General features: G+C 61.0%; 11 protein-coding genes. 5 read left to right on the forward strand and 6 right to left on the reverse strand.

The genetic code is table 11. The annotated features are described in order from the left end of the window. Nucleotides 1–10: 10 nt before the first annotated feature. Together JFT85_RS07610 and JFT85_RS07615 are read right to left on the reverse strand one after the other, a co-directional pair. A complete protein-coding gene (locus JFT85_RS07610; protein ID WP_053255145.1) occupies nt 11–976 on the reverse strand; it encodes a putative 2-dehydropantoate 2-reductase in 966 nt (321 codons plus the stop codon). Next, on the reverse strand, nt 973–1,359 hold the full coding sequence (locus JFT85_RS07615) for a thioredoxin (protein WP_201229595.1): 387 nt from the start codon (nt 1,357–1,359) through the stop codon (nt 973–975). The genes JFT85_RS07610 and JFT85_RS07615 overlap by 4 nt, the downstream gene beginning before the upstream one ends. On the opposite strand from JFT85_RS07615, the gene JFT85_RS07620 reads away from it, so the two are divergent. Both JFT85_RS07620 and JFT85_RS07625 read left to right on the forward strand, forming a co-directional pair. Beyond that, nucleotides 1,358–1,792, forward strand: coding sequence for a PilZ domain-containing protein (locus tag JFT85_RS07620; RefSeq protein WP_069552256.1), 435 nt, complete (start codon nt 1,358–1,360; stop codon nt 1,790–1,792). The genes JFT85_RS07615 and JFT85_RS07620 overlap by 2 nt on opposite strands. A gap of 131 nt (nt 1,793–1,923) precedes the next feature. Continuing rightward, the gene (locus JFT85_RS07625) at nt 1,924–3,000 is read left to right on the forward strand and encodes a 3-deoxy-7-phosphoheptulonate synthase (protein ID WP_053255142.1); all 1,077 of its coding nucleotides are present in this window, start codon (nt 1,924–1,926) and stop codon (nt 2,998–3,000) included. Between the two features lie 64 nt (nt 3,001–3,064). Here JFT85_RS07625 and JFT85_RS07630 read toward each other — a convergent pair whose 3' ends face one another. Further along, entirely contained in the window at nt 3,065–3,346 is a 282-nt protein-coding gene (locus JFT85_RS07630; RefSeq protein WP_003189869.1) for a GNAT family N-acetyltransferase, read from the reverse strand. A 612-nt stretch (nt 3,347–3,958) separates the two neighbouring features. On the opposite strand from JFT85_RS07630, the gene oprI reads away from it, so the two are divergent. Continuing rightward, on the forward strand, nt 3,959–4,210 hold the full coding sequence (gene oprI / locus JFT85_RS07635; RefSeq protein ID WP_003172710.1) for an outer membrane lipoprotei OprI: 252 nt from the start codon (nt 3,959–3,961) through the stop codon (nt 4,208–4,210). A gap of 135 nt (nt 4,211–4,345) precedes the next feature. On the opposite strand, the gene JFT85_RS07640 is transcribed toward oprI, so the two are convergent. The 3 genes from JFT85_RS07640 to JFT85_RS07650 form a co-directional block, all read right to left on the reverse strand. After that, nucleotides 4,346–5,317, reverse strand: coding sequence for a L,D-transpeptidase family protein (locus JFT85_RS07640; RefSeq protein WP_053255141.1), 972 nt, complete (start codon nt 5,315–5,317; stop codon nt 4,346–4,348). A gap of 84 nt (nt 5,318–5,401) precedes the next feature. After that, nucleotides 5,402–5,692 carry a hypothetical protein gene (locus JFT85_RS07645; RefSeq protein ID WP_053255140.1) on the reverse strand — a complete coding sequence of 97 codons (291 nt, stop codon included), beginning with the start codon at nt 5,690–5,692 and terminating at the stop codon, nt 5,402–5,404. A gap of 58 nt (nt 5,693–5,750) precedes the next feature. Continuing rightward, nucleotides 5,751–6,356, reverse strand: a complete 606-nt coding sequence (locus JFT85_RS07650; RefSeq protein ID WP_053255139.1) for an arylesterase — start codon at nt 6,354–6,356, stop codon at nt 5,751–5,753. A gap of 10 nt (nt 6,357–6,366) precedes the next feature. Here JFT85_RS07650 and JFT85_RS07655 point away from each other — a divergent pair, with 10 nt between their 5' ends. Further along, nucleotides 6,367–7,050 (forward strand): ABC transporter ATP-binding protein, encoded by a 684-nt coding sequence (locus JFT85_RS07655; RefSeq protein WP_053255138.1) that lies wholly within the window; start codon nt 6,367–6,369, stop codon nt 7,048–7,050. Continuing rightward, entirely contained in the window at nt 7,050–9,560 is a 2,511-nt protein-coding gene (locus JFT85_RS07660; RefSeq protein WP_169875848.1) for an ABC transporter permease, read from the forward strand. The genes JFT85_RS07655 and JFT85_RS07660 overlap by 1 nt, the downstream gene beginning before the upstream one ends. Nucleotides 9,561–9,599: the final 39 nt, after the last annotated feature.

Raw genomic sequence — 9,599 nt, forward strand, 5'->3', positions numbered from 1 at the left:
TGCCCCCGAATCAGCGGTTGTGCCGATCAATAAAACTCAACGCCTGGTAAAGCGCTTCCATGCGTGGCAATTCGCAACCTGCCGCTTTGGCGGCGGCCAGTGGCCGTGCGTAGATCGCCGCCAACTCCAGCGGGCGTTTATGCACATGGTCGTGGTACATGCTCGGCAAGTAGTCAACCATGGTTTCGGTCATGGCGAACATCTGCTCGGCATAACTGGCCGGGATGTGATGACCGCAGGCATGGGCGCCCTGGACCACTTCAGCCATCAATGCCTGGATGAGTTCGCGGCTCGATTCATCCGCCATCATCGCGGTAGTGCCGGTGCCCAGTAACACGGAGAGGCCGTTGTAAGGCACATTCCACACCAGCTTGTGCCAGCGGGCCAAGTGTACGCTGGCCATGGCCTGGGACTCGATACCGGCCTTGTGAAACAGCGCGGCGCCCTCCTCGACAATCGCCTTCTGGCGCGCCTCATCATTGGCCGCCGTGCCACTGTGATAGCCCAGGTTGACCCGGCCCAGGGCCTGATGCTCGACGACACCGGGCGCGGCACGATGCACGCCGATATAGCACAGGCCGCCCAGCAGGTGCAGGGACGGCGGCAGGTGTTCACGCAGGCTGTCTTCAACGTCGAGACCGTTTTGCAACAGCACCACCCTGGCGTCCGGCGCTGCGACCTGGGCAATGGTCGGGGCCAGGTCCACGTTGCCGGTGGACTTGGTCCCGATCAACAGCCAATCGCACGCCGGCATATCGGCGGCGCGGGCATAAGCCTGCACCGGGTGCAGGTGCAACTGGCCGTGCAGCGTGCTGTTGAGGTGCAGGCCATGCTCACTGACCGCTGCATATTCGCTGCGCAACAGAAAGTGCACATCGAACCCGGCACGCGCCAGCATCAACCCATAGAACCCACCGATAGCACCGGTGCCAATAATGCCAATACGTGGAGACGACTCGGGTGCAACTGCGCTCATGGCAAATCCTCTGGTGTGCGGGTGAGTGCGTGATTCACCGCGTCGGTAAGGTCTTTATTCGTAAGGCGTGACTGTAATTGCCCAAGAAATTGACCCTCGCACACGAGGAACAACGCGGGCAAATGAAAGATCTGGTAGCGCTCGACCGCTCCGCCATTGTGCCCGGCATCGACCCAGCACATGCGGTCCACCGGCAATGTCCAACTCGGCAACTGCTGGCGTGCCCAGCGGCAGCTGGAGCACCCTACGCTGGTAAACACCACAAGCGAAATACCTGGCAATCCCAGCAATTGCTGGTCAATATCCAGGTCGGTCAATTCCTGTTCCTTCACTATACTGCTGCCACTGCCGTCAACTGGACGGCGCTCGGAGTCCGTGTACATGGGTCGTTTTTTACCTCACCCTGATGATGTCGCTGTCGAGTTGATCCAACGTCCCTCCCCTGCCATTCCCCGGCAACGCCTGCACACTATCGGCCTGGGCGGCGTCGCCTGCAATTGCCCGCGTGCCTTGCGCCAGGGCACAGCCGTTGATTTGTGCATCCCGTCCCTGGGTGCCAGCGCCCGTTATCCGGGCTATGTCGCCTGGTGCCGCAAAGTCGATAAGGGCTATCGCGTCGGCATCTCTTTTACCGATGAGCACGCGTTGTTCGGAGCACGAATGGGCGAGCAAGTGTGCCAGATGGAACGCTACTGCCGCCTGCACGAAGAGGCCGAGCCAACGCCTGCGCAGCTCGAAGCCATGGCCCGCGAGTGGGTCTCGCGCCATGCCGTTGAGTTCTCCCACGCGGCTTTTGTGGCGCCAGTGCTGGATTAAAGCCGGCTTTGCCCATTGTGGCGGGCCGGTATTACGCGCTAAGGTTCCTCCCCCCTGCATTCAAATCATGCTGTGCTCCGCCGCACGGGGATGGCTGGCGGCCGGCACCCGTGACCCTGACGAGTAACACGATGGCTGATTTACCGATCAATGACCTAAACGTCGAATCCAACGAGACCCTGATCACGCCCGATCAGCTCAAGCGCGAAATCCCTCTGAGCGACGCTGCCCTGCAGACCGTCACCAAGGGCCGCGAAGTCATCCGTGACATTCTCGACGGCACCGACCACCGCCTCTTCGTCGTCATCGGGCCGTGCTCGATCCACGACCTCAAGGCTGCCCACGAATACGCCGAGCGGCTCAAGGTACTGGCGGCGGAAGTGTCCGACACCCTGTACCTGGTGATGCGCGTCTATTTCGAAAAACCGCGGACCACCGTCGGCTGGAAAGGCTTGATCAACGACCCGTACCTGGACGACTCGTTCAAGATTCAGGACGGTTTGCACATTGGTCGTCAGTTGCTGCTGGACCTGGCCGAAATGGGCCTGCCCACCGCCACCGAAGCCCTCGACCCGATCTCCCCGCAATACTTGCAGGACCTGATCAGTTGGTCGGCCATCGGCGCGCGCACCACCGAATCCCAGACCCACCGTGAAATGGCGTCCGGCCTGTCTTCGGCCGTGGGCTTCAAGAACGGCACCGATGGCGGCCTGACGGTCGCGATCAACGCGCTGCAATCGGTGTCCAGCCCGCACCGTTTCCTGGGGATCAACCAGGAAGGTGGCGTGTCGATCGTCACCACCAAAGGCAACGCCTACGGCCACGTGGTATTGCGCGGTGGCAACGGCAAGCCCAACTATGATTCGGTCAGCGTTGCACTGTGCGAACAGGCACTGAACAAAGCCAAGATCAAGCCGAACATCATGGTCGACTGCAGCCACGCCAACTCCAACAAGGACCCGGCCCTGCAACCGCTGGTGATGGAAAACGTCGCCAACCAGATTCTTGAAGGCAACCAGTCGATTATCGGCTTGATGGTCGAGAGCCACTTGAACTGGGGCTGCCAGGCAATTCCAAAAGACCTGGCGGATTTGCAGTACGGCGTGTCGATCACCGATGCCTGCATCGATTGGGCGGCCACCGAAACGACCCTGCGCAGCATGCACGCCAAGCTCAAGGACGTGTTGCCTAAACGCAAACGCACCTGAGCCGCACAATTGCGCACACAAAAACGCCGGGCTAAGCCCGGCGTTTTTGTGTGCGCCTGATCAGTTACAGCTTCGCGGCATGGCGCTGGTGGCGCTCCATGTAGCGTTCTACGTAAGAGCACGAAGGGATCACGGTGTACCCGGCTTCTTCTGCGAACTTCAACGCTTCCTCGGTCAGCGCAGCAGCAATGCCACGGCCCCGCAGTGCGTTGGGCACGAAGGTACGATAGATATCCAGGGTCTGCTTCCCGAGGTCCATGTAGGTCAGATAGGCACGATGACCGTCCACATTGGTCTCGAACTGATGACCAGCCTGGTCATGGTGGATGGACAACGCCTCGCTCATCACTACTCCTCGCGGGTCTTGAATGTCGACCCCTACCTTACCGATGTTTTTCCGGCGAAGGAACATCTACGCCACCCCGTGCCGGTTTCGACAACGAGAAAACCTATAGCGCTCACAACCAGCACGTAGAGAATAGTAGGCACCAATCCTGCAATAGCTCAAGGCGCACGCGTCATCCCCTGCCGCTGGTGGTTACAGAAAGAGCCTCGATCAATCAGCGATCGATAGCCTGAACATTGCCGGCAGTTGAAGCTTGAGACGAACTGCCGCTCTTAAAGTCACCTCTACATGCGCAAAAGATACCGGGTGAGGCAAAGGCGCCCAGAAAAAAAGTGTCAACATCGATATATAAATCTTCATCTGTCGGGCAGGCCCGACACATGCGGGCCGGACCTTTCAGCTTGGATCCAGTTCCCACTGATATGAAATTTTCTGGATAGTTTTTATACAAACCCCCAAAAGATTAGCCAAAATAGATTCGGCGCAAGAATTTTTTTTGCTTCTTGCGCTACGTCAGTTTACTTACTACAAGTAATGAGTAGTATGTACGCCGGCTATCAGCTCACTCTGAGAAAGTAGCCATTTAATAGAAAGTCCTTGAAGGGGAACACGATGAACAACGTTCTGAAATTCTCTGCTCTGGCTCTGGCCGCAGTTCTGGCTACCGGTTGCAGCAGCGTCTCCAAAGAAACCGAAGCTCGTCTGACTGCAACTGAAGACGCAGCAGCTCGCTCCCAGGCTCGTGCAGACGAAGCCTACCGTAAAGCTGATGAAGCTCTGGCTGCTGCTCAAAAAGCACAACAGACTGCTGACGAAGCTAACGAGCGCGCTCTGCGCATGCTTGAAAAAGCAAGCCGCAAGTAATAATCCTTCGGGGTTGTTATCAAGCCGATCCATTCTTGGATCGGCTTTTTTATTGCCCGGGATTCAGCCCTGAATCGCGCGCAATAAAAAGCCCGCCGCAGCGCAAGGCCAGGGCGGGCGTTTGATCGAGCGCGCTTATTGCTGCAGGTCGACCGGGGTACTCGACACCACGGGTGCGTTGCCGCCCGGTACGCCAATTTCGGTTGGCAAACCGTCTTCCGCCGCCACCACGTCACGCACCTGATCCCAATTGACCCGCAGGTTATTGGCCAGGTCTTCGCGTTTGAGCAAGGCGTTGATCACCGCGGTGTGCTTGTCGACGACCGACGGTGTGCCGTCATCATTCAACGGCGTATGCGCTTCCAGGTAGACCTTGCCGCCGCTGGTGCCGAACTTGTAGGCATCGCTGATGATGCGCACCGACGTGCCCACCGGCACCATGCTCGCCATCTCCAGCACGTTGTTGTTGAACATGCGGAAGCAGCCGTGGCTTGTACGCGTGCCGATACCAAATTTCATGTTGGAGCCGTGGATCAAATAGCCCGGCGTGCCCAATGTGAACTTGAACGGCCCCAGCGGGTTATCCGGACCGGCCGGCACCACATTAGGCAGCGGGTCACCGTTGGCGGCATGCTCGGCCTTGATCGAGGCGGGTGGCGTCCAGGTCGGGTTGGGGATCTTGCCCGTGATGGTGGTGTGGGCGACGGGTGAACCCCAGCCCTCGCGGCCAATCCCCAGCGGGAACGTGTAAACCACATTCTGGCCCTTGGGGTAGTAATAGAGCCGGTATTCAGCAAGGTTGATCACAATGCCTTCACGGGGCCCGGGCGGCAGGATGAAACGCGTGGGCAGCACAATTTCGGTGCCCGCGCCAGGCAACCAGGCATCGACACCCGGGTTGGCCGCGACCATTTCCGAGTAGCCCAGGTCATAGGTGGTACCCAGGTCGGCAAAGGTGTCTTCGTACTTGGCCTTGATCACCTGGACCTGACCAACGATGTCTTCACCCGGCGGTGGCAAGGGCAACTGCAAAGCTGACGCCGAACCGGCCGCACACAGAGCAGCGAGAGACAGGCAGCAGGTAACGACGGAAAGGCGCGACAACATCCGGAAAATCCTTCGCAGAACGACGGGTAGGAAAAAATTGATTGTATACGTGAAGCGCGCTGCAAGCATCTGTCCGCGCCGTTGCTATTCGAAGCGCAGTTCCGGCCAGATCAGCGGCGTGCCGCGCTTTTGCGATTCGAGAATCGCCCGGCACAACGGGCACAACCGCTGGTCCTGAAAGATCGAACGATCCACCGCCGACCAGCGTGGTTGCGCCGGCAATAAAGTGCCGCAGAGCGTGCGGTCGATCGAGCCGCCCAACTCCAGTTGACGCGCCACCAGATGCACCCGGACTTCCTGGCAGGCGAACAGATCCAGCTGCTCGTCAGGCTCGATCAGTTGGTAGTTGAACAGGGACCAGGCAGGGCGCGACATCGGGGGCTCCAGATCGGGGGGGCGCCACCTTAGCCGAAAGCCTGCCGCTAGAAAAGCGTCATAGCAGCGGTTTTAGCGTCGGCCAGACATTTTCCAGTAACTTGCCCTGGGCGCCGACTGCCGGGTGGAGCTGATCGGCCTGCATCAGTTCCGGGTGGCCACCAACGCCTTCGAGGAAAAACGGCACCAACGGGACACTTTTCTCCTTGGCCAAGGCCCCGTACACCTCGGCAAAGGCCGTGGTGTATTTCGGCCCGTAATTAGGTGGCAACTGCATGCCCAACAGCAGCACCTTGGCACCACCGGCCTTGGACTGGTCAATCATCGACGCAAGATTTTGTTTCAATTGCGCTGGCGGCTGGCCGCGCAGACCGTCATTGCCGCCCAACTCAAGGATCACGACGTCTGGCTTATGCTCTGCAAGCGCCGCCGGCAGCCGCGCCAGGCCTCCGGCACTGGTGTCGCCACTGATGGAGGCGTTGACCACTTTATCGTCGAAACCTTCGCGCTTGAGCCGTTGTCCCAACAACGCTACCCAGCCTTTGCTGGTATCCAGTCCGAAACCGGCACTGATACTATCCCCAACGATCAGGACTGTACCCGCCGCTGCGTTCTGGGCCATGCACATCAAGGCCAGGCCAGCACTCAAAAACCACATTCGCATCGGATTCTCCATGGGCGCAAGCATTCTCACCGCGCGAAACCTTAGCAAAGTGGTTCCCAGCGCGGAAGGTGAACTGACTATCCTGCACGAACTGAGCCTGGAACTGAACAAGGGCGATAGCCTGGCGATCGTCGGCAGTTCCGGTTCCGGCAAATCCACCCTCCTCGGCCTGCTGGCTGGCCTCGACCTGCCCAGCAGCGGTGAAGTCACCCTCGCCGGCCAAGCCTTGAGCACCCTCGACGAAGACCAGCGCGCGCGCATTCGTGCCGAGCACGTGGGTTTTGTTTTTCAATCGTTTCAATTGCTCGACAGCCTCAACGCCCTGGAAAACGTCATGCTGCCGCTGGAACTCGACGGTCGCAAAGACGCCCGCGAACGCGCCAGGTACCTGCTGGAGCGCGTCGGCCTGGGCCAACGGCTGACCCACTCGCCCCGCCAGCTTTCCGGTGGCGAGCAGCAGCGGGTCGCCATCGCCCGGGCCTTTGCCGCCGAGCCGGATGTGCTGTTTGCCGATGAGCCTACCGGCAACCTCGACAGCCACACCGGCGAGCGCATCAGCGACCTGCTGTTCGAGCTCAATAAAGAGAGCGGCACGACCCTGGTGCTGGTCACCCACGACGAGCGCCTGGCCCACCGTTGCCGACGCCTGATCCGCCTTGAAGCCGGCCTGATGGTCGCGCCCCTGGAGCCTTGATGGCACGTATGCCGCTGTTGCGCCTGTTCAGCCTTGCCATGCGCCAATTACTGCGCGACGCCCGCGCCGGTGAATTGCGCGTGTTGTTTTTCGCCCTGCTGGTGGCGGTGACAGCCAGCACTGCCATCGGCTACTTCGGTGCACGTCTGAACGGCGCCATGCTGTTGCGTGCCACCGAGTTCCTCGGTGCCGACCTGGTGCTCGAAGGCAGCTCGCCGGCGCGTCCCGAACAAATCAGATCCGGGACCGAGCTGGGCCTCGATCACGCGCGCATCGTGGAATTCTCCAGCGTTATCGCCACGGATAACGGCATCCAGCTCTCCAGTATCAAGGCGGTCAACGAGCAGTACCCGTTGCGTGGCGAACTGAAAAGCGCGGCAGAGCCATTCGGTGCCGAAACCCCGGGCGGCGGCCCGAAACCCGGCGAAGCCTGGGTGGAAGCTCGCCTGTTGACGGCGCTGAACCTGAAGGTCGGCGACAGCATCGACGTCGGTATGAAAAGCCTGCGACTGGCTCGCATCCTGACCTATGAACCCGACCGCGCCGGCAACTTCTACAGCCTCACGCCTCGGGTGATGATCAACCTTTCGGACCTGGACGCAACCGGTGTGGTGCAGCCCGGCAGCCGCGTCAGCTATCGCGAACTGTGGCGTGCGCCCCAAGGCAGCACAGCGCTGCAAACCTATCGCGACCTGGTCAAGCCAGGCCTTGCCGCCAACCAGCGCCTGCAGGATTCGCGAGACGGCAACCAGCAGATCGGCGGCGCCCTGGGCAAGGCCGAACGTTACTTGAACATGGCCAGCCTGGTGGCGGTGTTGCTTGCCGGCGTAGCCGTGGCGCTGTCGGCCAACCGGTTTGCCAGCCGACGTTTCGACGCCAGTGCCCTGCTGCGTTGCCTCGGGTTGTCACGCCGTGAAGCGATGGTATTGTTCAGCCTGCAACTGAGCGTGCTGGGCCTGCTGGCAAGCCTGACCGGTGCCGTGCTCGGATGGCTGGCGCAATTTGGTCTGTTCTATTTCCTGCACGATCTGTTGCCGGCCGACGTGCCGCCCGGCGGGTTGCTGCCGGCAGTTGCAGGTATCGGCACCGGGCTGGTTGCCCTCGCCGGCTTCGCCCTACCGCCGTTGGCGGCGCTGGGCCGCGTGCCACCGCTGCGGGTATTGCGCCGTGACATGCTGCCGATCCCTTCCAGTACCTGGATGGTGTACGGCGCCGCACTGTTCGCCCTTGGCCTGATCATGTGGCGCCTGAGCCTCGATCTGGTGCTGACCTTCGCATTACTGGGCGGCGGCGTAATGGCAGCGCTGATCCTCGGCGGCCTGCTCTTGTTGTTGCTGCAAAGCTTGCGACGGCTATTGGCGCGCGCCTCCCTGCCCTGGCGCCTGGGCCTGGGCCAATTGCTGCGTCACCCACTGGCGGCAGCCGGTCAGTCCCTGGCGTTTGGCCTGATCCTGTTGTCCATGGGCCTGATCGCCCTGCTGCGCGGCGAACTGCTCGACACGTGGCAAAACCAGTTGCCCAAGGACGCCCCCAACTATTTCGCCCTGAATATCCTGCCGGCCGACAAGGACGCCTTTGGCGCCCGCCTGCTGGACCTGCAGGCGCAAGCAGCGCCGCTGTATCCGGTGGTGCCGGGCCGGTTGATCAGCATCAATGGCGAAGCGGTGCAGCAAATCGTCAGCAAAGACTCCAGCGGTGACCGTGCCGTACAGCGTGACTTGAGCCTGACCTGGGCGGCCGACCTGCCGCCGGGCAACGTGCTGACCACAGGTTCCTGGTGGTCGCAGCAACCGGGCGATGGCATCCCTGGCGTGTCGGTAGAAGCCAAGGTCGCCGAAAGCCTGAAGCTCAAGCTGGACGATCACTTGGTGTTCACCATCGGTGGGGAGAATCGCGAAGCGCGGGTCACCAGCCTGCGGACCATTAACTGGGATAACTTCCAGCCCAACTTCTTCATGATCTTCCAACCGGGCACGCTGAAAGACCTGCCCGCCACCTACCTGACCAGCTTCTACCTGGCGCCTGGGCATGACCAACAGATCGTCGACCTGTCCCGAGCATTCCCGGCAGTCACGATATTGCAGGTCGAAGCCTTGCTGGAGCAGTTGCGCAGCATTCTTGCCCAAGTGACCCTGGCGGTAGAGTACGTATTGCTGTTTGTGTTGGCGGCGGGCATGGCCGTGTTGTTTTCGGGCCTGCAGGCCACGCTGGATGAGCGCATTCGCCAAGGTGCGCTGTTGCGTGCACTGGGTGCCGAGCGCACGTTGCTGGTCAAGGCTCGGCGGATCGAGTTCGGCTTGCTCGGCGCGGTCAGCGGCCTGCTGGCGGCACTCGGCACGGAACTCGTCACCTGGGTGCTGTACCGCTACGCTTTCGACCTGGCCTGGCATCCACATGCGTGGTTGCTCGTGCTGCCCGTGATCGGTGCCGTGCTGATCGGCGGTGCCGGCGTATTTGGTACGCGCCGCGCACTGAATGCCAGCCCGCTGACCGTGCTGCGCGAAGGCTGAAACGGCTGATGGCCAGCGCACGTAACGCGTGCTGGCCAT

The organism is Pseudomonas sp. TH04 (assembly GCF_016651355.1).
Taxonomy (GTDB): domain Bacteria; phylum Pseudomonadota; class Gammaproteobacteria; order Pseudomonadales; family Pseudomonadaceae; genus Aquipseudomonas; species Aquipseudomonas fluorescens.

Bases quoted from the DNA above. Each gene is read 5' to 3' on its own strand.
- JFT85_RS07610 (WP_053255145.1), bottom strand. From the start codon at position 976: ATGAGCGCAGTTGCACCCGAGTCGTCTCCACGTATTGGCATTATTGGC.
- JFT85_RS07660 (WP_169875848.1), top strand. From the start codon at position 7,050: ATGGCACGTATGCCGCTGTTGCGCCTGTTCAGCCTTGCCATGCGCCAA.
- JFT85_RS07655 (WP_053255138.1), top strand. From the start codon at position 6,367: ATGGGCGCAAGCATTCTCACCGCGCGAAACCTTAGCAAAGTGGTTCCC.
- oprI (WP_003172710.1), top strand. From the start codon at position 3,959: ATGAACAACGTTCTGAAATTCTCTGCTCTGGCTCTGGCCGCAGTTCTG.
- JFT85_RS07630 (WP_003189869.1), bottom strand. From the start codon at position 3,346: ATGAGCGAGGCGTTGTCCATCCACCATGACCAGGCTGGTCATCAGTTC.
- JFT85_RS07645 (WP_053255140.1), bottom strand. From the start codon at position 5,692: ATGTCGCGCCCTGCCTGGTCCCTGTTCAACTACCAACTGATCGAGCCT.
- JFT85_RS07625 (WP_053255142.1), top strand. From the start codon at position 1,924: ATGGCTGATTTACCGATCAATGACCTAAACGTCGAATCCAACGAGACC.
- JFT85_RS07650 (WP_053255139.1), bottom strand. From the start codon at position 6,356: ATGCGAATGTGGTTTTTGAGTGCTGGCCTGGCCTTGATGTGCATGGCC.
- JFT85_RS07640 (WP_053255141.1), bottom strand. From the start codon at position 5,317: ATGTTGTCGCGCCTTTCCGTCGTTACCTGCTGCCTGTCTCTCGCTGCT.
- JFT85_RS07620 (WP_069552256.1), top strand. From the start codon at position 1,358: ATGGGTCGTTTTTTACCTCACCCTGATGATGTCGCTGTCGAGTTGATC.
- JFT85_RS07615 (WP_201229595.1), bottom strand. From the start codon at position 1,359: ATGTACACGGACTCCGAGCGCCGTCCAGTTGACGGCAGTGGCAGCAGT.